This window comes from Desulfovibrio mangrovi (genome assembly GCF_026230175.1).
Lineage (GTDB): Bacteria > Desulfobacterota > Desulfovibrionia > Desulfovibrionales > Desulfovibrionaceae > Halodesulfovibrio > Halodesulfovibrio mangrovi.
This window is the reverse complement of the sequence record NZ_CP104208.1, coordinates 2484413-2507756: the sequence shown is the minus strand read 5'-3', so window position 1 is coordinate 2507756 and position 23344 is coordinate 2484413. Positions and strand designations below refer to the sequence as shown.

The 23344-nt window shown below is 58.2% G+C and carries 26 protein-coding genes; 14 read left to right on the top strand and 12 right to left on the bottom strand.

Annotation, left to right across the window (positions count from 1 at the left end; genetic code table 11):
• The first annotated feature begins 114 nt into the window (after positions 1-114).
• From era to fliQ, 10 genes are all read left to right on the top strand, one after another.
• Positions 115-1029, top strand: coding sequence for a GTPase Era (gene era / locus N1030_RS11445; RefSeq protein ID WP_265825616.1), 915 nt, complete (start codon positions 115-117; stop codon positions 1027-1029).
• Between the two features lie 144 nt (positions 1030-1173).
• A complete protein-coding gene (locus tag N1030_RS11440) occupies positions 1174-1905 on the top strand; it encodes a YggS family pyridoxal phosphate-dependent enzyme (RefSeq protein ID WP_338033304.1) in 732 nt (243 codons plus the stop codon).
• A 30-nt stretch (positions 1906-1935) separates the two neighbouring features.
• The gene (locus N1030_RS11435; protein ID WP_265825615.1) at positions 1936-2697 is read left to right on the top strand and encodes a motility protein A; all 762 of its coding nucleotides are present in this window, start codon (positions 1936-1938) and stop codon (positions 2695-2697) included.
• 73 nt (positions 2698-2770) lie between these two features.
• Positions 2771-3616 (top strand): OmpA/MotB family protein, encoded by an 846-nt coding sequence (locus N1030_RS11430; protein ID WP_265825614.1) that lies wholly within the window; start codon positions 2771-2773, stop codon positions 3614-3616.
• Between the two features lie 2 nt (positions 3617-3618).
• Positions 3619-4350 (top strand): OmpA/MotB family protein, encoded by a 732-nt coding sequence (locus N1030_RS11425; RefSeq protein WP_265825613.1) that lies wholly within the window; start codon positions 3619-3621, stop codon positions 4348-4350.
• A gap of 51 nt (positions 4351-4401) precedes the next feature.
• A complete protein-coding gene (locus N1030_RS11420; RefSeq protein ID WP_265825612.1) occupies positions 4402-4896 on the top strand; it encodes a flagellar basal body-associated FliL family protein in 495 nt (164 codons plus the stop codon).
• Between the two features lie 41 nt (positions 4897-4937).
• A complete protein-coding gene (gene fliN / locus N1030_RS11415; RefSeq protein ID WP_265825611.1) occupies positions 4938-5510 on the top strand; it encodes a flagellar motor switch protein FliN in 573 nt (190 codons plus the stop codon).
• Positions 5503-6165 carry a flagellar biosynthetic protein FliO gene (gene fliO, locus N1030_RS11410; RefSeq protein WP_265825610.1) on the top strand — a complete coding sequence of 221 codons (663 nt, stop codon included), beginning with the start codon at positions 5503-5505 and terminating at the stop codon, positions 6163-6165. Before fliN ends, fliO begins: the two co-directional genes overlap by 8 nt.
• Positions 6086-6898 (top strand): flagellar type III secretion system pore protein FliP, encoded by an 813-nt coding sequence (gene fliP, locus N1030_RS11405; RefSeq protein WP_265825609.1) that lies wholly within the window; start codon positions 6086-6088, stop codon positions 6896-6898. The genes fliO and fliP overlap by 80 nt, the downstream gene beginning before the upstream one ends.
• Positions 6899-6912: 14 nt before the next feature.
• A complete protein-coding gene (gene fliQ, locus N1030_RS11400) occupies positions 6913-7182 on the top strand; it encodes a flagellar biosynthesis protein FliQ (protein WP_265825608.1) in 270 nt (89 codons plus the stop codon).
• Positions 7183-7331: 149 nt separating this feature from the next.
• Here fliQ and N1030_RS11395 read toward each other — a convergent pair whose 3' ends face one another.
• The 7 genes from N1030_RS11395 to ahbB form a co-directional block, all read right to left on the bottom strand.
• Positions 7332-9287 carry a hypothetical protein gene (locus N1030_RS11395; protein WP_265825607.1) on the bottom strand — a complete coding sequence of 652 codons (1956 nt, stop codon included), beginning with the start codon at positions 9285-9287 and terminating at the stop codon, positions 7332-7334.
• Between the two features lie 203 nt (positions 9288-9490).
• Positions 9491-9880 carry a cytochrome c3 family protein gene (locus N1030_RS11390; protein ID WP_265825606.1) on the bottom strand — a complete coding sequence of 130 codons (390 nt, stop codon included), beginning with the start codon at positions 9878-9880 and terminating at the stop codon, positions 9491-9493.
• A 166-nt stretch (positions 9881-10046) separates the two neighbouring features.
• Positions 10047-10454 (bottom strand): cytochrome c3 family protein, encoded by a 408-nt coding sequence (locus N1030_RS11385; RefSeq protein ID WP_265825605.1) that lies wholly within the window; start codon positions 10452-10454, stop codon positions 10047-10049.
• A gap of 27 nt (positions 10455-10481) precedes the next feature.
• Positions 10482-11237 (bottom strand): precorrin-3B C(17)-methyltransferase, encoded by a 756-nt coding sequence (gene cobJ / locus N1030_RS11380; RefSeq protein ID WP_265825604.1) that lies wholly within the window; start codon positions 11235-11237, stop codon positions 10482-10484.
• The gene (locus N1030_RS11375) at positions 11234-12289 is read right to left on the bottom strand and encodes a cobalt-precorrin 5A hydrolase (RefSeq protein ID WP_265825603.1); all 1056 of its coding nucleotides are present in this window, start codon (positions 12287-12289) and stop codon (positions 11234-11236) included. Before N1030_RS11375 ends, cobJ begins: the two co-directional genes overlap by 4 nt.
• A gap of 230 nt (positions 12290-12519) precedes the next feature.
• The gene (gene hemL, locus N1030_RS11370) at positions 12520-13788 is read right to left on the bottom strand and encodes a glutamate-1-semialdehyde 2,1-aminomutase (protein WP_420842811.1); all 1269 of its coding nucleotides are present in this window, start codon (positions 13786-13788) and stop codon (positions 12520-12522) included.
• Between the two features lie 49 nt (positions 13789-13837).
• The gene (gene ahbB / locus N1030_RS11365) at positions 13838-14317 is read right to left on the bottom strand and encodes a siroheme decarboxylase subunit beta (RefSeq protein WP_265825602.1); all 480 of its coding nucleotides are present in this window, start codon (positions 14315-14317) and stop codon (positions 13838-13840) included.
• Positions 14318-14766: 449 nt separating this feature from the next.
• On the opposite strand from ahbB, the gene N1030_RS11360 reads away from it, so the two are divergent.
• Positions 14767-15759 carry an NAD(P)H-dependent glycerol-3-phosphate dehydrogenase gene (locus N1030_RS11360; RefSeq protein ID WP_265825601.1) on the top strand — a complete coding sequence of 331 codons (993 nt, stop codon included), beginning with the start codon at positions 14767-14769 and terminating at the stop codon, positions 15757-15759.
• 96 nt (positions 15760-15855) lie between these two features.
• On the opposite strand, the gene N1030_RS11355 is transcribed toward N1030_RS11360, so the two are convergent.
• Complete coding sequence (locus N1030_RS11355) at positions 15856-16107, bottom strand: SPOR domain-containing protein (RefSeq protein WP_265825600.1); 252 nt, start codon at positions 16105-16107, stop codon at positions 15856-15858.
• 176 nt (positions 16108-16283) lie between these two features.
• On the opposite strand from N1030_RS11355, the gene N1030_RS11350 reads away from it, so the two are divergent.
• Positions 16284-17027, top strand: a complete 744-nt coding sequence (locus tag N1030_RS11350) for a C-GCAxxG-C-C family protein (RefSeq protein WP_338033303.1) — start codon at positions 16284-16286, stop codon at positions 17025-17027.
• Entirely contained in the window at positions 17024-17893 is an 870-nt protein-coding gene (locus N1030_RS11345; RefSeq protein WP_265825598.1) for a DMT family transporter, read from the top strand. Before N1030_RS11350 ends, N1030_RS11345 begins: the two co-directional genes overlap by 4 nt.
• Before the next feature lie 170 nt (positions 17894-18063).
• Here the strand turns inward: N1030_RS11345 and N1030_RS11340 are convergent, their stop codons facing one another.
• From N1030_RS11340 to dsrA, 4 genes are all read right to left on the bottom strand, one after another.
• Positions 18064-19458 carry a cobyrinic acid a,c-diamide synthase CobB gene (locus N1030_RS11340; protein ID WP_265825597.1) on the bottom strand — a complete coding sequence of 465 codons (1395 nt, stop codon included), beginning with the start codon at positions 19456-19458 and terminating at the stop codon, positions 18064-18066.
• Between the two features lie 252 nt (positions 19459-19710).
• A complete protein-coding gene (locus N1030_RS11335) occupies positions 19711-19947 on the bottom strand; it encodes a dissimilatory sulfite reductase D family protein (protein WP_265825596.1) in 237 nt (78 codons plus the stop codon).
• Positions 19948-20015: 68 nt separating this feature from the next.
• A complete protein-coding gene (gene dsrB, locus N1030_RS11330) occupies positions 20016-21161 on the bottom strand; it encodes a dissimilatory-type sulfite reductase subunit beta (RefSeq protein WP_265825595.1) in 1146 nt (381 codons plus the stop codon).
• A 21-nt stretch (positions 21162-21182) separates the two neighbouring features.
• Entirely contained in the window at positions 21183-22496 is a 1314-nt protein-coding gene (gene dsrA / locus N1030_RS11325) for a dissimilatory-type sulfite reductase subunit alpha (protein WP_265825594.1), read from the bottom strand.
• A gap of 428 nt (positions 22497-22924) precedes the next feature.
• On the opposite strand from dsrA, the gene N1030_RS11320 reads away from it, so the two are divergent.
• On the top strand, positions 22925-23182 hold the full coding sequence (locus tag N1030_RS11320) for a hypothetical protein (protein ID WP_265825593.1): 258 nt from the start codon (positions 22925-22927) through the stop codon (positions 23180-23182).
• Positions 23183-23344: the final 162 nt, after the last annotated feature.

The following is a 23344-nucleotide window of genomic DNA, read 5'->3' as shown; positions in this document are numbered from 1 at the left end:
GGAACAGGGGCAACCTTGTACATGATCCTGCCCTCTGGAGCCGGCGGGCGCATGCCGCAGGGCGATGTGAACAATACATACCATAGCGTATACCTGATCAGGAGACCATATACGATGAGTGAAACAGAACACCGTTGCGGGTGGGTGGCCATGATGGGACCGCCTAACGCGGGCAAGTCCACCATGCTTAACGCATTTCTTGGGCAGAAGGTGGCCATTGTCACCCCCAAGCCGCAGACCACGCGCAACCAGATCAGCGGCATACTTTCCCGTCCGGATGCCCAGATCATTTTCATGGACACCCCCGGCATTCACCAGCTTCGCGGCAAGATGAACAAGATGCTGCTGCAGACCGCATGGCAGGCCATGAGCGGTGCAGACGTGGTCATGGTTGTGCTTGATTCCGACCTGTACATCCGCAAGCCGGAGTTTTTCGAAAACGATATCGAGCCGCTGAGCGAGGCGATTCTGAACGAGAGCCGCCCCGTGGTCGTGGCCGTGAACAAGGTGGACCTCTTCCGCGACAAGTCGAAGATGCTGCCTTTCCTCGAGCGCCTCAGCAAGCTGTGGCCCAATGCCGAGGTAGTTCCCGTATCCGCCAAGAATGCGGACGGTCTGACCAAGATTCTTGATTACATCAAGAGCAAGCTGCCCGTCAGCCCGCCCCTGTATCCGGCCGATCAGCTCTCCACCATGCCCATGCGCTTCATGGCGGCTGAAGTGGTACGCGAAAAGCTCTTCCTCGACCTGCGTCAGGAATTGCCGTACTATACCGCCGTGGAGATTGAAAAATGGGACGACACCGGTGATCGCATTTACGTGAACGCCATCATCTATGTTGCCCGCAAGACCCACAAGGCCATGGTCATCGGCAAGGGGGGCCAGACCCTGAAGAGTGTGGGCACCGCCGCCCGCAAAGAGCTTCAGGAAATGACCGGCAAGAAGGTACATCTCGAACTGTGGGTGAAAATCCGCGAAGGCTGGACCGAGGATATCGGCTTCCTGCGCATGCTGGGGATGTCTTCGTAGCACAGAACACACAGATGGCGGCTCCGGCCGCCATTTTCATTATGGCCGTCAAAACACCGTATGCAGCAGACTGCTGTGACGGGCTTCGGGTCGGTGGCAGCATCGGCCTGTAACAAGGCAGTGAGAATCTGGTCGGGTTTACAGATGATGAACGAGCAAGAATCGGGCGCGCTGGTTGCGCGCTATCATGAAGTGCGGGAACGGATAGAGGGTGCTGTGCGTAAGGCCGGAAGGGACGCTGGTTCCGTTTCGCTGGTGGCTGTTTCCAAGACGCATCCTGCCGAATCTGTTGAAGTTGTTGCCGGAGAAGGGCAGGTCGTCTTTGGCGAGAGCTATGTGCAGGAAGCCTTGGCCAAGCAGGAAGAGCTATCCCGTCTTCCCTTGGAATGGCATTTCATCGGCCATTTGCAGAGCAAGAAGGCCAGGGATGTGGTGGGGCGTTTTGCCCTCATTCACGGCGTTGACAATCTTAAGTTGGCACAGAATCTGCAAAATCGTATGGCAATGCTGCCGGTTACGACGACCGGTGCTGACGTAAGTGTTCAAGACATCCTTATTCAGGTGAATATCGGCAGGGAGCCGCAGAAAGGTGGCATCGCCATCGAGGACCTGCTCCCCTTTGCCGAGGATGTGGTCAAGCTGCCGCAGCTGCGTCTGCGCGGGCTGATGTGCATGCCGCCCTTCCATTGTGTGGGTGATCTGGCATCCCCGTTTTTCGCACACCTGCGGGAATTGAAGGAACAGGTCGAACGGCATGTCGGCATGACGTTGCCGCATCTTTCCATGGGCATGTCTCAGGACTTTGAGCAGGCCATTGCGGAAGGTGCCACGCTGGTTCGAGTGGGTACGGATATTTTCGGAGAACGTCCTGCCTGATCCGCATGAGCGGGGAGAAGAGAGACTGTCATGGATTTGGCAACCATACTGGGCATAGTCATATCTTTCGGGCTTGTGGTGTCCGCCATCATGGCGGGCAGCAGCCTGCTCATTTTCATCGACATCCCGTCATTCCTCATCGTGTTCGGCGGTACCATCGGCGCGTTGCTGGTGAACTATCCTATAGGCAAAGTGCTTGCCGTTGTCGGGGTCATCAAGAAGACGCTGTTCGCCAAGGCGGAAAGTCCCACCACCATTATTGAGCAGTTCATGGACTACGCCAACCGGGCCCGCCGTGAAGGCATTCTCTCGCTGGAACCCATCATCAAGGAAATTGACGACGCATACCTGCGCAAGGGGTTGCAGCTCACGGTTGACGGTCTTGAGCCGCAGGCCATTCAGGAGATCATGGAAACCGAGATCTCCAACATAGAAGGGCGTCATGAGAACGGCTATGAAATCGTCAGGGCGCTTGGCGAATATGCGCCTGCACTGGGCATGATCGGTACGGTTATCGGTCTTGTGCAGATGTTGCAGACAATGAACGATCCCAGTTCAATCGGCCCTGCCATGGCTGTGGCGTTGATCACCACGTTTTATGGCGCGGTGCTTGCCAACCTGATTTTCAACCCCATGGCGGGGAAGCTCAAATCTCGCAGCAAGGACGAAATCCTGATCAAGGAAATGCAGATGGAGGGCATTCTTGCCATTTCCAAGGGTGAGAACCCGCGCATTATTCAGGAGAAGCTGTCGAGCTTCCAGCCCCCCAAGGAACGGAAGGGCGGCGATTAGCCTGTGTTTTGCGGCAGAGGCTGACAGGCGTGTAGAGATTTCGCCGCGGGTCGGATGAAAGGCGGATACGGTAATGGCCAGACGGAAGAAAAAAAAGGGCGAGGGCGGCGGTGCCGCGTGGCTCATCACCTTTTCGGATATGATGACGCTCATGCTCACGTTCTTCGTTCTGCTGGTGAGTATGGCGGTTATTGACGAGCGTCGCAAGCTTACCGTTCTGCAGTCCATTTCCGGTCAGTTCGGCGAGGGGCTGGGGAGTTTCAACCCTGCCAGCGTCAAGAATCAGGCCCGCATCATTGAGCCCGGCGTTATGGATTTTGAAACGGATTCACTGGAGCCGCTCAAGGATATGCTCTGGGACGACCAGCGCGGCGATTTGAATTTTCAGGAGAATCAGTTCGTCCAGATCATTTCCATCAGTGACGAAGTGCTTTTTCAGCCCGGCTCGGCGCAGTTGAGTGCGGAAGGCATGCGGCTCATAGATCGCATGCTCCCGTGGTTCCTGCGCATTCAGCATCCGCTTCTGCTCGCGGGGCACACCGCAGGCATGCGTGAGGAAATGGGTGAGGACTACAAGGCCCCCACGGACAATGAGCGACAGCTTTCTCCTGCGTGGGAGATGTCCTTTCTGCGGGTGATGAGCCTGTATCGTTATCTCACCTCTCGGGGCCTGCCTCCGGCGCGGCTTTCGGTGGAAGGATTCGGCAGCTACAGACCGCGGTGGTCCGAGAACACGCCAGAAGGCAGAAAGCGCAACCGTCGTGTGGATATCGTGCTGGATAAGCGCAACAAGGAATGGATAGACAAGATCGAAGTGTTGCGTGAAAAGGCGCGTAAGAAGCAGGGTGAATTCAACTACAAGGACTTCCGTTTCCGTCTGGGGCTGCCCGGAGAAGAGAAGTCCGGAGCGGGTGAGTAGTCATGGCCCGCAAGAAGGATAAAGGCGGCGGCGGAGGCGGAACGCCCGCATGGCTGATCACGTTTTCCGATCTGGTGACGCTGCTGCTGACGTTTTTCGTACTGTTGCTCAGTATGGCATCCATGGATCGTGTCATGTTGGCGCGTATGAGCCCTTTTCAGAGCCGCACGGACTCCATCAGCCATCAGGGGGCGGGTAAGATTCCTGTCCGGATAAATGTGTTGATGAAGTTGCTTGAAGATCCGAGTTCGGCGCTTGAGAAGCCTGAGAGAATCAAGGATTTGTTGTTCCCGGACGAGGAGCTGCCGCCGGAAATTGACGTCAGCACACTGGACAGGAACCTGAGAATATTGGAAAAACCTGAAGGGCTGGCCATTGTGTTGACCAATGACCTGCTCTTTGCCCCCGGCAGCTATGATCTGAGCGCTTCGGCCCGAAAGCTGCTTGAGCAGGTGGTGCTGATGCTGCAATACTCGACGGCGGACTGCAATATCACGGGGCATACGGACTTGTATCCCTCCTCCGGAATGGACAATTATACCCTTTCCGGCAAGAGAGCCCTGTCCGTGCTGGATTTTTTCATCTCCATGGGACTTGACCCCACCCGCTTTTCCATCAGCGGGTACGGACCGGACAAGCCTGTGGCGGACAATATTACCGAAGGCGGACGCGCCCAGAACAGGCGTGTTGAGATATTGCTCAAGACCACCCAGTGGATGGGGCGCTACATGTAGCCCCGACCGTTTTTCCGGCACTGCCGTGGGATAATGTAAAGGAGAAAAGCCGTGGCTGATGAGGACAAGGAAAAAAAGAAAGGCGGAGCATTCAAGTGGATAATTCTGCTGTTGCTGTTGCTTATCCTGCTTGGCGGCGGCGGATTCATTGCGTGGAAGTACTTCCTCAGCAAGCCTGCTGCAGACGCTGAGCCCCAGCAGGTGCAGATGGATCAGGGCGCGCAGGGCGAAGTGAGCCCCAAGGACGCCCAGGTCGTCACGCTGCCCACTTTTCTCGTGAACCTTGCGGACCCGCTGGGCCGCAGGTACATTAAGCTGACGCTGGATGTCGAGGTAGTCAACCCCGATGTTGCCGCAGAATTGGAAGGCGCGCAGGCAAAGGTGCGCGACGCAGTCATTCTGCTGCTTTCCAGCAAGTCATATGCGGACCTTGCTCCCCTTGAGAACAAGATTCTGCTCAAGAATGAACTGGTGACGCGCCTGAATCAGATTCTTGGCGGCTCCAAAGTCGTGCGTGTGTATTTTACCGAACTGGTAATCCAGTAACCAGCCAGGCAACCTGAACCTTTCCCCAAGGAAGGTGAGATATGTCAGACGAAATTGATCAGGATCAGTTGGCAGCACAGTGGGCTGCGGCACTTGAGGCGCAGGAAGATGGCGATCCCGATCCGTTTGAAGCAGCGGCGGCAGCGGCAGCTGCTGGCGGTGGTGGCGGTGGCGGAGGCGGCGGAGGGTCCGACGACGAAAGACTGGCGGCGGAATGGGCAGCGGCACTGGCATCCGACGAGCAGGATCAGGTGAAGAAGGAGAAGGAACAGGCGTTCTTCGCTTCTGCGGCCCGCGAGGCCACCTTCAAGGATCTGACTGAGGAAGCCAAAAGCCCCAGACCCGATAGCGGCAAGCGCGAACTGGATTTCATTCTGGATATTCCGCTGGACGTTTCCGCAGAACTGGGACGTACCCGTCTGCTGATCAACGAACTTCTGCAGCTTGGTCAGGGTTCCGTTGTGGAACTCAACAAGCTGGCAGGTGAGCCCCTGGAAATCTTCGTGAACGGCAAGCTTGTTGCCCGTGGCGAGGCGGTTGTCATCAACGAAAAGTTCGGGGTGCGTCTTACCGACATCATCAGCCCCATTGAGCGGGTTAAGCAACTTGCGTAACGTCAGCCGCCAGACAGGTGCGGCCACGGCAGTCTGCCGTGCGCTGCTGTGCGCCCTGCTGTTCGTCATGCTGGCTGCCGGCTGGCACGCTGCATGGGCTGCTGATGGCAACGCCACCTTCCGCGCTGCCGTGGGACAGAACGGCTCCGCGGAAGGGGTGGCGGTGCGTCCGGAGTCCGGCGCTTCACCTGTCGCGAAGGAGTCAGCGAACGGAGCTGCCATAGGCGCGGACGGCTCCGGCAATGCGTCTTCCCTTGCGGAGCCCGTCAAGAGCTCGACACCTCAGGCCGAAAAGGAACTGCCGCTGCCGTCTTCAGGGTGGGGTAATTACTTTCAGGCCGTTGGCGTTTTGCTGCTTATTCTTGGGGGGCTTTATCTGGGGATATGGGCGCTCAAGCGTTTCGGCAAGCTGCATGCCCTTGGGGGCAGGCTCTCCCGGCATGGCGTTGCCGTGGAAGGGCAGTTCCATCTGGGGCCCAAGAAGTCTCTTGTGGTGGTACGCTTCTTGAATAAAAGGCTGTTACTGGGGGTCACCGATCACCAGATCAACCTTTTAACCGAGATGGAAGCGGAGCATGACCCCACGAACGAATCACGCGCAGCAGACTTCAAGGCCATTCTGGAAGACGCTGACAGGCAGGATACTTCCTCTTAGTTTCCTTCTTCTCTGTGCCTTGCCCGTGCTGGCTCAGGCCGCGCAGGATCTGGCGCTTCCCACCCTGTCGCTGCAGCTGGCAGCCGGTGAAACCGAGCCGGAAAAGGTCTCCGTACTGTTCGAGATCCTTTTCATGCTCACCATCCTGTCGCTTGCTCCGGCGATCATGCTGACGGTGACATCGTTCACCCGTATCATCATCGTATTCCATTTCGTGCGTCAGGCTCTTGGCGTACAGCAGCTGCCCCCGAACCAGGTGCTTGCCAGCCTTGCCATTTTCATGACTGTGGCGATCATGATGCCTGTGGCAACGGAGATCAACCAGAATGCCGTGCAGCCGTATCTTAACGAAGAGATCGGTTTCAACAAGATGATCGAAACGGCGCAGGTTCCGTTGCGGGCCTTCATGTTCAAGCATACCCGCGAGAAAGACCTTTCCATTTTTTACACCATCACCAAGATGGAACGTCCCCAGAACAAGGACGAAGTGCCCACCTTCATGCTCGCGGCGGGCTATATCATCAGCGAACTCAAGACGGCGTTCACCATCGGTTTTCTCATCTACATCCCCTTCCTCGTGCTTGATATGGTTATCTCGAGTATCCTGCTTGCCATGGGTATGATGATGCTGCCGCCAATGATGGTTTCCGCCCCGTTCAAGCTTCTGCTCTTCGTCATGGTTGACGGCTGGAGCCTGCTGACAGGATCACTTGTAAACAGTTTTCTCTTGTAGGCCAGGAGGTCACCATGTCCCCGGAATTCGTCATCGGTTTTGCCAGACAGTCCATTGAGCTTGCGCTTATGCTTGCCCTGCCCATGCTGGGCGTGGGGCTTGCTGTGGGGGTGTTCGTCTCTGTCATTCAGGCCGCCACCCAGATTCAGGAAATGACCCTTTCCTTTATTCCCAAGATTGTATCCATCTTCCTTGCGCTGCTCTTTTCCTTTCCGTGGCTCATGGACCAGATGGTGTCGTTCACACGGGACGTGTTCATCAATATTCCGAACTACGTTCGATGACCTTGGCGCATAGCAGATAATTCGGAGCCTCTGCCGTAATGGCAGGGGCTTTTTTGTTTGAAGGGAACAGGCAACGCATCCATATTTCAGCAAAGAAAAAGGCCGCCTCCTTCCGGAAGCGGCCTTGTCGGTTCAACAATCGCGTCAGCTTATTCTTCGCCGAGCAGATTCGCAAGTTCTTCGCGGATGATGTCGGCAGCGGCCTTGGCTGCAGCGCGCTCAATGCTGCCCTTCATGTCCTCTTTCAGTTCGCGGCTGTTTACGGTCCAGTCCTTGTGCGTGAACACGGAACGTTCCAGTTCCGCGAGGCGTTCGTTGAGCTTGTCTTCAATCATGGTGGCAATGCGCGTCATGATCGGGCCGTCTTCTGCAAGGGCTTCTTCCACTGCGGTCGTGATGGTCGAGGGCGTATCATGGATGATGCGGGCCTCATCTTCTGCTGCAGCTTCGGCAATCTTGCGGGCCACGATGTCTTCCACGTGCTCTTCCGCAGGTGAGAGCATGCGTTCAAGAGCGGCAATGCGTTCAGAGAGGGTCGCAAGGTCCGGGGCTTCGTGCTCAACGCCTTCGGCGGTTCCCTCTAGCGCTTCGTCAAGAACGGTCATGTCCAGTTCGGTTTCATCTGCGGAATCGCCGATGTCCCCCATGATGTCGTCCGTCAGTCCGGCAGCAGCAGCGGAGATGGCAGCTTCTTCGGCGGGGAGTTCTTCCACGTCTTGCAGCATGGCGTCGATGTCTGCTTCAAAGGGCACGTCGCCGCTGATCAGTTCATCAAGATTTTCTTCGTCCGTTACCGTCGCGGAGGGTTCTTCTGCCGTTTCTTCGGGTTCCATGAAACCGGCGGCATCAATGTCCGCTTCCTGAGCATCATCCGTCCCGTCAAGCAGGGCATCAAGGTCGTCCAGACTGATCTCGGCCTCAGCATCGTCGCCAGCGGGGATTTCAGCAGGCTCTTCCATGGAAGGCGTAGCGGCTGCTTCGCCAAGGATGTCATCAAGGTCGGGAATCTCCGCTTCTGCGGCAGCGGGCAGCTCTTCGTCTGTGGCTGCCCCCAGTGAATCCAGCAGAGCGTCAAGTTCACCCATGTCGGGAGACTCAAGGGATTCGTTGGGATCAAAGGCGAGCGGTGCGGCGGGTTTCGGCGCGGGCACGCTGTCAAGATCGGCCAGCAGGGACTCAATGTCGTCTGCATCGCCTCCATCACCTGATGCCGGAGCTTCGGCGGACGCTGAAGCCTCATCAAGCAGGCTGTCCAGATCAATGTCGTCGCCCAATCCCTCGTCGGTCACGCCGGCAGCCGGTACGGCGATTTCAGCACCGGGGCCGGTCAGCGAGTCGAAGAGGGCATCCATATCCTCCATATCGTCGGCCGGGGCAGTTCCTTCCGGCGCGCTGAGCACAGCTTCACCTGCCGCTGCTTCTTCGAGCAGGGAGTCAAGGTCGGAAAGATCCGGCAGACCGTCGTCTTCCTGGGGGGCTTGAGGCTTGCCGCTCTTGGGCACTTCCATGTCTTCGATCAGGGCGTCCAGTTCGGAAAAGTCTATGTCGGCATCAGAGTCAGCGGTCGGAGCAGCGGGCTTTGCAGGCGCAAGGCCAAGCTCGCTGAGCAGGTCATCCTCGTCTGAGGCGGCAGCCGCCGGAGCAGCTTTGGGTGCTTTGGCGGCCGGGGTGTCCAGATCGCCCAGAAGAGCGTCCAGATCGGCATCAAAGTCGTCTTCGTCGGGGGAGGGAGCTGCAGGGGCGTCCTGTGCATTCAGCAGGTCGTCCAGCTCTGCGGAAAAGTCGTCATCGCCACTGTCACTCTTGGCGGGAGAAGCGGCCTGACTTTCCCCATCCGAATCAAGGGAACCGAGCAGGTCGTCAAGGTCGGATTCGAAGTCCAGCCCGTCGCCTGCGCCCTTTCCAGCCTGCTGTGGAGCAACGGTATCGGCGTCGTCGGAGAAAAGGTCTTCCAGTTCCTTTTCAAAGTCGACTTCACCGCCTCCGGCATCGAAGAGGTCGTCGGCTGTTTCGTCTGCCGCGGGGGGCGTGCCTTTCTCGACGATGTCTGTCAGTTCAATGATATCGTCTTCAGCATCGAAATCGAGAGTATCTTTGGGTGACATGGCGTACCTTGGGCTTTGCAGTTACGAGCCGGGCAACATGCTGTGCAATGCATGCCTGACTCAGGCAGTGTGTGCCGCGGGGCGACGCACAGGCTAAGCAATGGAGCTATGACTCTATCACATTTAGAATAACCATACATTGCTTGATAACGCAAGAGGCCGCCCTTGCGGGCGGCCTCATTCAACTCAATTATCCTTACCTGTTAAGGATGGCAGCTGGACTTCTTACAGCCAGTCAGAGCCTTCTTCTTTTCCTTGTCGGCGCCAGCTGCAGCAGCGTGGCAGGAAATACAGGTGGGCATCTTAGCCTTCTTGTCATGAACGATCTTGTAGTAGGAACCAGCGGCCTTCTTGTCGGCTTCAGCAGCGGAGTGACAGCCGGCGGTGGAACACTTCTGGAAGTTTTCCTTACCGTCTACAAGGTGGTGACAGTCCACACACTTGGCAGAAGTGTGGGTGGAGTGGTTGAAGATAACGGGGCTCTTGGTGGCTTCCATCTTCAGACCATCAGCGGGAGCATCGGCAGCGATCAGGGGCAGCGCGAAGGCCAGCGCCAGAGCAGCAACCAGTGCAATGAACAACGGCTTCCTCATGAGTAAACCTCCTTCACAAGGCATGTTAAGAATTTCACACTTGGATATAGCAGTGATCAAGTCATGTCAAGGCTGCGGCGAATTTGAGGCAGCCTCTACGCCTGATATTATTGCAATTATCCGGCCAAGCGAATCTATTCCATGGGGGCAGTGGGACCCCCCTTTCCTACCTGTGGCATCCCTTGCAGTCGGTGGGACCGGCGGGTTTTCCTTCTTTCTTGCGGGCCTTGTGGCAGCCGTTACAGCTTGCGGGCACATCGGCGTGATATGCGTTTCTGAAGTAGACCATGGATTTTTTTTCTTCCTTGGTCGTGGGATTGCCAAGATCGTGACAGCCCTTGGAAGAACAGGTGAGCTGTTCCGGATTCTTTTCCATGGTGTGGTGGCATGTGACGCAAGTCTCGCCTGCGTGCTTCGCGTGCGGGAAGGATACGATGCTTTTTTTAAGCGCGGTCCCTTCCGGCACCGTGATCGAGATCGGGTCTGCCGGCGCCTTGGCTGCAGGAGCTGCCGCAAAGGCGGCAACGGACACAGTCAGAATCACGATGGACGCAAGCGTTACATGAAATCGCATGATACCTCTCTTCAGGTGTTGCAGGGGCTAGCGGTACTTTGCCATGTAGCCTCTTGGGGTGACCATATGCCCGCCTATCATGCGTGTCGAGCTGTTGCCGATTATAATGATGGAGAGCATGTCCACGTCGGCGGGGTTGAATGTCCCCAGCGTGGTGGAGATGACTGCCTGTTCGGCGCGGTTTGCCTGCCGCACGATGCCTACCGGTGTATCCATGGCTCTGCTGGCGGCGATAATCTCCAGCGCGCGTGGCAGCTGCCAGTCGCGCTTCTTCGATTTTGGGTTGTAGAGCACGACCACGAAGTCGCCTTCTGCCGCGCAGCCAAGGCGCTTTTCGATAACTTCCCATGGAGTAAGCAGGTCGGAAAGGCTCACACTGGCAAAGTCATGCATGAGCGGTGCGCCCAGAAGGGCTGCTGCGGCGGACAGGGCGGGAATGCCTGCAATGATCTCAACATCCACATCCTTTGCCGCGTCACCGCGTTCCTCGATCAGTTCGAACACCAGACCGGCCATGGCGTAGATGCCGGGGTCTCCGGAGCAGACAATGGCCGTGTTCCGGCCTTCAAGCGCGCTGTCCAGTGCTCCGCTGCAGCGTGCCATTTCACCCATCATGCCTGTGGCGATGATGTCCTTGCCCGCTTTCAGTTCTTCGGGAACCAGCGAAACATACAGCGTATAACCGACGATCACATCGGCCTGACGCAGAGCTTCATACGCCTGCGGGGTGAGCAGGGCCGCATCGCCGGGGCCGAGCCCCACGACCTTCAAGGTACCGGTCATGCAATCTCCATGGCGACAGCCAGCGTGGTGCCGCTGTCCTTGAGTTTTTCCTGAATAAGTATGCCTGCCCCGCGTTCCGTGCCTGCCGCCACAATGGCGGCCGCTTCGGCAACGCTGCGTGTCCCCACGGCCTTTTCGGGCGCTGCGGAAGGGTTGGGCACCTTGATGCCCTTCAGGGCATCGGCAGCGTAAAATTGTATCGGAACGCCAAGCCGCTGGGCCGCTTCCAGCAGACCGGCCTCGTCCGCTTTGGCGTCCACGCTGGCAATGTCCGCCACGCTTTCCAGCGCAATCATGCGGGTTGCCAGCTCCTTGCGCACAAAGGACTCGATGGCGTCGGCAGAACGTCCCTTGCGGCAGCCTATGCCCAGATGCAGCACCTTGGGGTGCAGCGTCAGCGTCTGCTCGCCAAGCGCCATGCACATGGGGTCGCGCCACGTGACCAGCACGGCCGCACCGCCGCAGGCGGCTTCTGCCATGGTGTCCGTAAATGTGAAGAGATGCGCGTGCGGTCCGGTCTGAAGGCTCAGCCGGTCTTCAGGATCGAAGACCGTTACCGGCTGTCCCGCGAGCAGGGCGCCGTTCACATGCTTTATCGCAGGGGTGTTGTGGATGGCGCAGCCCGCCTCCATGGCGACCATGTCCAGCGAGGGGAGCGATTCCGTATCCGTGGCCGTGGTGATGACCGCCGTGCCGCCCGTGATGCGGGCAACGTCCTGCGCCAGCGCGTTGGCACCGCCCAGATGGCCGGAGACAAGGCTGATGGCGAACCGCCCCTGCTGGTCCAGCACCACAACGGCGGGGTCCGTGCTTTTGTGTTGCAGGTGGGGAGCTATGCAGCGCACCACAATTCCCGCAGCGGCCACGAAGATGTGGCGGGCAAAGCGCGAATAGCCTTCCCCCACGCATTCGCGCAACGTGCCGAATCCGTGTTCGCCCGCCTTTGCCATGCGTTCGGGAACGCAGACCAGCCCGCCATACTCGGCGGCGAGTCTGCGGGCAATTTCGGCTCCTTGGGGGGTTAGTGCATATACGGCGGTGGTTGTCAGCATTGGGCTTGTTTTTGGTGAGTTGTTGCCTTCGGCGAGAAGGGCTCTGCCCTTCTCCCGGCAGGGAGCAAGCGCCCCTGCACCCCGCAGGTGATGAAATGTGTTCCTTCTGAGGACACTTTCGTCTTAACGGCAGGCTGCGGGCATTGGCAAGCAGAACGGGTGGAGGCATATGACCCCCACCCGTTTTTCAATCGTTTTGCATCACCTTGCCAACGGTGACTGTTCGAATACTAGAACTGCACGTTGCGTGCGGCTTCCAGCGTCTTTTCGAAGTCTTCGTCAGTGTGCGCGAAGGAGACCATGGCTGCCTCATAGCTGAGGGAAGCAAGGTAGATGCCCTGCGCGCGCATCTGCTTGTAGAAGGTGGTGTAGAGCTTGGGCGCGGCGGTCTTGGCGGTGGCAAAGTCCGTCACGGGCGTATCGGTGAAGAACACGGTGAACATGGAAGCCAGTGTGTTCATGGTTACGGGCACGCCCTTTTCCTTGAGCACGCCGAGCAGTTCGTGCGCGAACTTGCTGGTGCGCTGTTCCAGTCCTGCGTAGTCGGCTACCTTCAGCAGCTTGAGGGTGGCAATACCGGTAGCCATGGCCACGGGGTTGCCGGAGAGGGTGCCAGCTTGGAAGATGTTTCCGCAGGGGGCGATGTGCTGCATGATTTCCTTCTTGCCGCCGTAAGCGCCCACGGGGAAGCCGCCACCGATGATCTTGCCGAGGGTGGTCAGGTCGGGCGTGATGCCGAAACGGGCCTGCGCACCGCCGTAGGACAGGCGGAACCCGGTGATGACCTCGTCGAAGATGAGCAGTGCGCCGTATTCGTCGCACAGGGCACGCAGTCCTTCAAGGAAGCCTTCTGCAGGGGGCACGAGGCCCATGTTGCCTGCGGTGGGCTCCACGATGATGGCGGCGATGCTGTCGGGATGCAGCTTGAAGAGTTCCTTCACGCGCTCAAGATTATTGTAGGGGGCGAGCAGGGTGTCCTTCACGGTATCGGCGGGGACGCCGGGGGTACCGGGAATGCACAGGTCCGCGTAGCCGGAACCGGCGGCTGCGAGGAAGGAGTCTGCATGTCCGTGGTAGCAGCCCTCGAACTTGATGACCTTGTCGCGCTTGGTGTAGCCGCGTGCGAGGCGCAGGGCGGTCATGGTGGCTTCGGTGCCGGAGTTGACCATGCGCACCATTTCCACGCTGGGAACGGCGTCGATAACCATCTCAGCCAGTTCAAGCTCGGCGGGACAGGGCGCGCCATAGCTTGCACCAGCTGCGCAGGCCTTCTGGGCGGCTTCGGTCACGGCGGGGTGCGCGTGTCCGAGCAGCATGGGACCCCAGGACTGCACGAAGTCGATGTAGGTGTCGCCTTCCACGCTTTCGAGCTTGGAGCCGTAGCCGCGGGCAATGAACAGGGGTTCGCTTTCCACGCTCAGACAGGCGCGGATGGGGCTGTTGACGCCGCCGGGAATCACTTCCTTGGCGCGCGCATAAAGCTTGCTGGAATCTGCCATGATGTTGTTCCTTTTCTGGGCCGGATGAAGACCGTCCGGAGCGGGGTGTTTAGAAATAGGTCATGGATATTTTCTTCAGTTCCTTCAGGGAGGTGAGCACGGCGTATTCGTCCAGCTCGGTCTCCTTGCGCAACTGTTCGATAACTTCCAGATATTCGTCCTTGTGGCGTCCGTGAATCATGGTGAACAGCGTGTAGGGCCATTCCGGGTGGGACGTGGGACGGTAGTAGCAGTGCGAGATGAGCGGATGCTTGGCGGCGTGCTCGCCGGCGACGTCAATGCGGTCTTCCGAGATGATCCAGGCGACCATGGCATTGTGGTTGTAGCCTGCCTTCTGGTGCTTCAGACTCACCCCGAAACGGCGGATGGTGCCTTCGTCCTTCATCTGACGGATGAGGTTGAGCACGGTTTCCTCGTCGGTGCCTACCTGCTTTGCAATGTCTGCATAGGGGGTAAGGCTGTCCGGCAGGTCCGCCTGCACGATGTGCAGGATCTGCTTTTCGATGTCGGTGAATTCAGTTTTGACCATTGCGTGTCCTCTGCGCGTTTTCCGGAACGCTTGGTTTGAATCGTACATGAGGTGCGTCCATGCAGGGCGCTCGCCCGATGCAGCGGAGAGGCGCTTTTGCCGGTATGTTTTCGGCAGGCAGGCGCTGTACAAAATCTGGCAGGCCGCAGACCCGGTTCCGCTATGCATCATGCAATGGGTGGTGATACCTGTTCGCGGCAAGGGATGCAACTGCCTGTTGGCCTGAAAGACGACTGGGGAGAGCGTGGGGCGGTTGTATTTCGTCATGCCTTGGGCTGTGTTGTCATGGTACGGTTGCAAGCCCGCGCGTGACGGGGTATCCCATGTGCGGCAGATGCTGGTTTTCTCCGTGCGGATATGTATGCAGAGAGCCGATGTTTGTTCGGCTTGCGCGGATGGTGCGGGCGTGAACCATCTGCCGGTTCATTACAGCCAGAAAAGGATGCGCAATGAAGATAGCCGTTATCGGCGGCGGCAGCTGGGGCACGGCCCTTGCCCAGATGCTTGCCGGAAAGGGATATGACATTTCTCTGCTGGTGCGCCAGCAGCACGTGGCGGACGCCATTGCCTCTACCCGCATGAACTCCGCATACCTGCCCGGTGTGCGGCTGCATGCCAATATCCGGCCCACCACGGACCGTGAGGAGGCGCTTTCCGGCGCGTCCTATTTCCTTTTTTCCGTCCCTTGCCAGTTTTTTCGTGCCACGTTGCGCGATCTGAAACCGTTTCTGCCGCACGGGGCCGTCATTGTCTGTTCCAACAAGGGCATAGAAGTAGATTCCGGCAAGACCGTATCGGAGATGGTGCAGGAAGAGCTTGGCGAGATTGCACCGCGTTATGCCATGCTCTCCGGCCCTTCATTTGCCGCCGACGTTGTGCGCGGCCGGCCTACGGCCATTGTCATGGGCTGTGCGGATGCCGAACTTGGCCGCGAACTGCGTGAGATATTTTCCACGCCGAGCTTCCGCGTATACTCCTGCACCGACGTGCGGGGCGTGGAGCTGGGCGGCGCGCTCAAGAACGTCATTGCCATTGCGGCGGGTATGTCCGACGGCATGGGGTTTGGCGATAACGCTCGCGCTGCGCTCATCACACGCGGACTGGCCGAGATGTCACGTCTTGGCGAAGCGCTTGGAGCGCGCCCCGCGACCTTCATGGGACTTTCCGGTATGGGTGACCTTGTGCTGACCTGTACCGGCGACCTCTCCCGAAACCGCCGCGTGGGGTTGCGTCTGGGGCAGGGCGTGCCGCTTTCACAGATTCTTGATGAGATGCATCAGGTGGCGGAAGGCGTGAAAACCACGCAGGCCGTGTATGCGCTGGGGTGTCGCCTCGGGGTGGAACTGCCCATCACCAACGCCATGCATGCCGTCATGTTCGGCGGCAAGGCTCCACAGGCCGCGTGGCAGGAACTGATGACCCGAGAGTTGAAGGAAGAGTAACCTTACCGTCCGTGCGGCCAGCCGCTGGGCCTTGGACAATGCTTCCGGAATACAACCAAAACGCCCGCGCATCATCATGATGCGCGGGCGTTTCGACTACTTGAGCACAGCCTTGATCTTTACGTCAGGGTGCTGGTCCATCAGTGAGGTGCGAACAGTGCGCGCCTGTCTGATGTTGGGATAGCTGCCTACCCGTACCGTCCAGAGCGGGTGCCCGTTGCGCTGGATGGGGGCGGGGTTGCTGGCGTCGAAGCCCTGTTGCACCAGTTTGCTGGCGAGCTTCTGGGCTTCTTTGGGGCAGGAAAATGCCCCGATCTGCACATGGAATGTTCCGGCGATATTGATCATGTCGCGTCTTCACCGTGAGTCAGGCGGCATGGCATGGTACGCCATGGCTCCTTCCGCTTATGGAGCATGGCGGCATGGGCATGTCTGCACTGCCGGTGCGGAATACGGCAGAAAGGCGCGGTGTCGAGACACCGGCAAATCTGTCGGTTGTACATACGGCGTCCCCATGCATGTGAATGCAGCGGTTCCGCCTGCCAGTTGGTTTGCGGGTCCCGGGGGGACCAGACGGTTTCGTGCGGTGCGAACCGTCACGGCCTTGCTCCGGAAGCATGGAGCGGCGGCCTTTGGCACTTGTTCCGTACCGCCTCCACACAGGCTGCACGGGTGCCGTTTCGAGGTTGGCAAATCAGGAGTGCCCCTCGACTGGAGCGGGAAAATTCCGTATACCGGCGCGTATGTCAAGCCTTATAAAAAGCATCAGAAATGATAGCAGGATAGCGGCCTGTGGAGACGCAGCCGCAGCGCACTTTTCCGGCCTGTATTGCGCGGAGAGCGTGTTATTGGCGGTTGCGGAGGCTGAAGGGCTTGCCACGGACTTCATCCCGCGCATCGCCTCCGGTTTCTGCAGCGGGTTTTCCCGCAGTGGCGGTCTGTGCGGTGCGGTCGCAGGCGGCGTCATGGCCATTTCCCTGGTGCATGGGCGCGATGGTGCTGATGATCCCGTTCTGCCTGCTTATGCGCGGGTAACCGCCCTGCGCAAGGCCATTGCTGCCAAGTGGGGCAACATCAACTGCCATCCCCTGTCTCTTTGTGATTTCAATACGCCGGAAGGCCAGCACAGGTTCAGAAACGAAGGGGTACGCGACAGCATATGCCTTGAACTGACGCGAGACTGCGCTTCTCTGGCCTTGTGGTTGATTCGTAACAATCTGGACACGATTTCCGCCTTGGCGGACACGCAATGTGAGCTTCTTTCATGATGATCTATTTTCGGCTGCTGCTCACGGCTTTCATATGGGGCGGCACGTTTGTGGCGGGGCGCATGCTGGCTGGTCATGCCGGACCGTTTGCCGCCAGCTTCTGGCGGTTTGCCATGGCGTCTGTCTGTCTTTTGTGGCTTGTACGCAGAAAGCAGGGCGGCCTGCCCAAGCTGGATGCCCGTGGCTGGTTCGGCGTAGGGCTTCTCGGGGCGACCGGCATATTCGCCTATAACGCCTTCTTTTTCACGGGACTGCAGACCGTGCCCGCAGGACGTGCGGCCGTTATTGTGGCCATGAACCCTGCGTTCATCGCCCTGTTCGCTGCCCTGTTCTTCAAGGAAGGCATGTCGCCGCTGAAGTTGGCGGGCATCACGCTTTCCTTTGCCGGTGCGGCCATGGCCATTTCACGCGGAGATATTCCGGCCCTGTTCCATTCCGCCGTCAGTTGGGGCGATATGGCCATCTTCGGTTGCGTTGCAAGCTGGGTTTCCTATTCCCTGCTCGGCAAGCGCATGATGCATTCGCTCAGCCCCTTGGCAGCCGTAACCTACTCCTGTCTGACTGGCACGTTGATGCTTCTGCCCTTTGCCGTGGCGGAGGGTATGATTGCGGCCACACCGGACTATCCGCTGACCAACTGGCTTTCCTTCGCCTATCTCGGTGTGCTGGGAACCGTTGTCGGCTTCACGTGGTTCTATGAGGGTGTGAAGGCCATCGGCGCATCCAAGGCGGGGGTGTTCATCAACTTTGTGCCCGTTACCGCCATTCTCTGCGGCTGGTTGTTGCTGGGCGAGCCCGTGTCCCTCTCGCTGCTTGCGGGCGGGCTCATGGTCGTTTCCGGCGTGTATCTGACGAACAGGGGCTAGCAGAAGAGTCCTTGCGGTAAGTACCGACTCGGTATTTCAAGCCGGAAGGCTTTGCTCAGATAAAAAAGGGTCAACGCGATGTGTATCGCGTTGACCCTTTCGTATTTTCTTGCAGGGGGAAGTAGTTAGTTCTTTGATTTGCCGGAAGTCTTCACGGTTGACTCGTTCGGCTACGCCCGTGATGCCCGACGCTTTCGGGCGGCCAGCACCAAGTTGACGGCCCAGTGCGGTTCGCCCAGCGCGAAGAGATGGGTGTAGGAGGCGAACACGTTCTTGTAGACGAGACCGTCCTTGTCCGATCCCATGCCGAAACCGCGATCCATCTGCAGCCCGAAGGCGGGCTCGGCACCTTCATCCACCACGCACTTCGAGTAGTGGAACTCGTGACCTTTGATGATGCTGCCGGTCGGGTGATAGGGATTCTCGAGGGTGACGGTGGCGTCAATATAACCGAGGCCCTGCGGTCTCTCGCACAGATGGGTGCTGACTGGAAAGACGCCGGTCATGGGGTATTCCGTGCCTTGGTAGACGAGGCTGCGTGAGAGTACCATGAACCCGCCGCATTCGGCGTAGATGGGCAGGCCGGATTCCGCCAGCGCTTTGATGTGCTCGCGGATGCCGGTGTTGTCTGCAATGCGCTGGGCAAGAGTCTCGGGAAAGCCGCCCCCAAGGTACAGGGCGTCCAGTTCGGGCCACGGGTCGGATGAGAGCAGGGAAAGCTCCACAAGTTCAGCCCCTGCATGGCGCAGGGCCTGCAAATTTTCTTCGTAATAGAACCACAGGGCGGCGTCGCGCACGTAGCCGATGCGTACGGGGGCTTCCGCAGGCTCGGCAACAGGGACAAGCGACCAGAGATCGGGGGCTGCGGGAACGGGGGATGCGGAACAGGCGGCCTGCCACATGGCGTCTACGTCGCAGTTGTCGCTGATAAGATCGGCGACGGTATCCAGCGGGTCATTGTCGGGATCATATTCCTGGTCGGATATGAGCCCCATATGCCGCTCCGGAATGGGGTTCTGGCGCATTTTGGGCAACGCGCCGAGCACGGGCACACCGGTGTAATGCTCAATTGTCTGCCGGAGTATGGAGCGGTGCCGGTCATTGGCCGTGCGGTTCAGAATGACGCCTGCAATGCGGACGCCTTCTTCGAAATTGATGATGCCAGAGACAATGGCTGCAGCCGTGCGGGTCATCTTGGTGCAGTCCATGGCAAGGATGACCGGAGTGTCGAGTATGCGGGCAAGCTCGGCGGTGGAACAGGTGCCCGTCAGGTCCTTGCCGTCAAAGAGGCCGCGGTTCCCTTCTATGAGCGCTCCGTCATAGGCCTCCACGCTTGTGCGGAACAGGGCACGCAGCATTTCGTCTGACAGCAGATAGGGATCAAGGTTGGTGGCGGGCTTGAGCGCGGCAAGGCCGAGCCATTTTGCGTCAATGTAATCCGGTCCCTTCTTGAACGGCTTGATGGAGAGGCCCTTGCGTACCCATGCACGGGTGGTGCCGAGGCTGGTGATGGTTTTTCCTGTGCCGCCGTTGAGTCCGGCGATGATGATGCGCGGTTTGTGCATGGTCTGCTCGTCTGAAAAATCGTGGGCAAAGGGTTTCTGCGGGTGACAAGGTCGCTGCCTGCTCAGTTGCATCAGTTGCCAAGATGGGTTGGGCGGCCTGCGAGTTGGGTCCTCGTTGTATATTGTAGCGCGCCCCGCGCAGCAACAGGTAGATAGAACCTCAGAAAGAGAAGTCAGCTGTCTGTAAAATGAAAAGAGCGTATGAGCTTGCGCCCATACGCTTTTTTCTTAATCAGAACTGGCGCACGAAGACTAATCTTCGTGTTCAGCAGCTGCCTGCTTGCCAGCGCCCTTCAGGCCGTACATGGTGGTAGAGCCGGAGGACCAGTATTCCAGAACTTCGCTCTTAACAAGTTCAGACATGATCTTCTTAACTTCGCGCGCCTTCATTTCGGGAAAGAGCGGAAGGAAGTCGTTGAAGTAGAACTTGGACTTGGAGCTAGCCTTGGACTGAATGAAGTCCACAATAATCTTCTGTGCGTCTTCCATTGAAAGCCCCTTTAGCTTTTAGACGGGCGGGGAAAATCCCCGCCCGACAATTGATGCTCAGGTTCTGCTTAGAACTTGAACTGGGTCGACTGACGCCAGGTGTAGTAAGCAGGATCGCGGAAGTCGTCGATCAGGTGGTGGGTGAACTCAAGGCCGGTCAGTTCGAAGAACTTTTCCCAACCAATGCGGTTTGCCCACTCGCCCAGACGCTCGTACTTGCGCGCGTTAGCAGCGTATACTTCGATGATGTGCTTGATCTTGTCGGTAAGGGTAGGCCAGCGGGGGGTCTCGTTGGGGATGTAGGCAACTACAACCTTGGAGAACATGGGCTGGCTGATACGGTTGGAAACCTTACCGCCGACCATGATAACAACGCCGTCGCCTTCACCGTCAGAGATGGGCAGGGCGGGACACATGGTGTAGCAGTTACCGCAGTACATGCAGCGTTCGTTCTTGATGGCGATGGAGTTGACCTTCTTGTCGCCGATTTCGACCTTGGAAGGACGAACAGCGGCGGTGGGACAGGAAGCAACTGCCAGCGGAATTTCACACAGCTGGTCGGTCCACTCGTGGTCGATCATCGGAGGCTTGCGGTGAATACCAACAACGCCGATGTCGGAGCAGTGAACAGCGCCACACATGTTCAGACAGCAGGCAAGCGCGATACGCACGGGTGCGGGCATACGCATGCTCTGGAAGTCTTCGAACACAACGTCCATGATGGCCTTAACCGGGCCGGAAGCGTCGGTTGCGGGGGTGTGGCAGTGTACCCAACCCTGGGTGTGAACAACGTTGGAGATACCAGCGCCGGTACCGCCGATGGGGAACTTGTAGGAGCCGCCGGGGAACTTGCGGGAAGACAGGTCTTCCTTCAGAGCTGCCAGCTTGGACTCGTCGTCAACCATGAACTCAACGTTGTTACGGGTGGTGAAGCGCAGATGGCCGCCACAGTGCTTGTCTGCGATTTCGCAGATTTCGCGGATGTGGGTAACGGACATCAGACGAGCAGCACCTACGCGAACGGTGAACACCTTGTCGCCGGATTCGGCAACGTGCACCAGTACGCCGGGCTCAAGGATTTCATGGTATGCCCACTGACCCTTGTTCTTGGCGATAACGGGCGGCAGGAAGTCATGGTAGTCACGGGGGCCGATGTCAGTAATACGGCCTTCCATGGGTTTCGCGGGATTGTATCCGGAAGAGATGAATGCCATTGTTTAGTACTCCTCTCTTGACTAGCGCAGGTGGCGCTTGCGGTATTCGGTGATGTCGCGGTCCCAGCCACCGGGTACTTCTTCTTCCTTGAAGAAGATGTAGGGGTTGTGGCGGGGTTCCATAACGTGGCGGGGATCGGCCTGCTGGCCGGTAACTTCAAGAAGCTTCTGCAGGGACAGACGCTTCATGGTTTCACCCAGACGCTCACGGTTCTTGCCTTCTTCCATCCACCAGTCCCAAATGTTCTCTACAACTTCCTTGATTTCATCGAAGGGAGCTTCGGCTTCCACGAAGGGAACCACGAGAGAGGACATCTGAGCACCGTCGAGGATGGGTGCCTTGGCGCCGCAGAGGATGGAAGCGCCGCGTTCGTCGCCGATACGCAGGGCGCGGGGCATGGTGTTGATACAGTGCATGCAGCGTACGCATTCCTTGCGATCGATGGACATGGTGGAACCATCCCAAGAGATTGCTTCGGAGGGACAACGCTTCACAACTTCTTCAACGAGGTCGAACTTGCCCCAGTCGCGACCGGAGTGAGCACCAGCGTTGGGCTTGAACTCGCCGGCAACGTAGGCCTTAACAGCAGCCTGGTCGATCTTGATGCCGTCCTTCCAGGTGCCGATGACGGAGAAGTCGGAACGTGCGATAGCAGCTACGCAGCCGTTGGGGCAGCCATCGAACTTGAACTTGAACTTGTAGGGGAACGCCGGACGGTGCAGTTCGTCCTGGTACTCACGGGTCATTTCGAGAGCCAGAGCGGACGTGTCGTAACAGGCGTATTCACAACGGGTCTGGCCCAGGCAGTCTGCGGGGGTACGCAGGTTGGAGCCGGAACCACCGAGGTCGGTGTCGAGGTTGTGAGTCACTTCCCAGAAGATTTCTTCGAGCTGGGGAGTGGTGGTACCGAGCAGAACGATGTCGCCGGTGGAACCGTGCATGTTGGTGAGACCGGAACCGCGCAGATCCCAGATGTCGCAGAGCGCACGGAGATATTCGCTGGTGTAGTACTTACCGGAGGGCTGGTTCAGACGTACGGTGTGGAAATGTGCCACGCCGGGGAACTTTTCGGGCTGGTCGCAGTAACGGCCGATAACGCCGCCGCCGTAACCGAATACGCCCACGATGCCGCCGTGCTTCCAGTGGGTTTCGCCGTCGTTGTAGGACAGCTCAAGAACGCCCAGAAGGTCTTCGGGGCAGTCTACGGGAATCTGATAGTCAAGACCCTTGGGGTTCTTGGCGCGATTCTCAGCTTCCTGCTTGATGTCGGACACGAAGCTGGGCCAGGGCCCGGATTCGAGCTGGTCCAACTTGGGAGTCGCATGTTTCGCCATTGCCTTACCTCCACAGATGGTATGGTTTGGGTTCAAAACCAGACAATACCCACGCACCCCACTGGCGATACTGTGAGGTCTACGTGGTCGTGCTTTTGGTGGCAGGGTCCGGTCTGACAACCTGCCCCGAGGCACGTGATTTTTTGGACAAAGTACTCCCTTGCTAGAAGGAAGGCCCTTATTTGTCAAGCCCAAATCCCATTTTATATGGGTTGTTTGACCACATTATAACCTTGGTTTGCAGTCATTATTATGCCTTGTCACAGCGTGTAATTCGTCTTGTTATGGGAGCTTGCGTGGTTTGTTCACATGCTCAGCGGTTAGGGGGAGCGCCAAGTCTCGTTTACAGGGAAAAGCGTCGGGAATTCATCGCTTGACCTTACGGGCAAAAGAGGCCAAATCCTTCGCAGGCCAAAGGGAGGATTAGAATGAAAGACGAGCGTGGTTTATACTACTACCCCGATCCCGCTGACCGAAAGACAAGGGTGTATGTGATGCAGGTTGCGGAGGAAGTGCATTTCCGCATCTGGCGCAGCGATCATCCGGAAGTCTGGGACAGGCACGGTTGGGTGCCTTTTTCTGCCATTGAGCAGGCAGCAAGAATGTATCGCGACATGGGGCGTGAATCCGATCCCATGCTGCTGTATGATATCAGCGTTGCCAAGGTGCTTTTGCGCGAAGCATAGGGCAGTTGCAGATTCGGATGTTGAAGGGCGGTCTTGTGACCGCCCTTTTTTCGTTTCTGATGATATGCCGTTGCGTGGGGGGACGGTGGACAGACCGCATGCCCGGATTTATCCTATCTGGCAGGAAGCTTGCCATGTACTTTGTGAGCAGGCACGGATTCG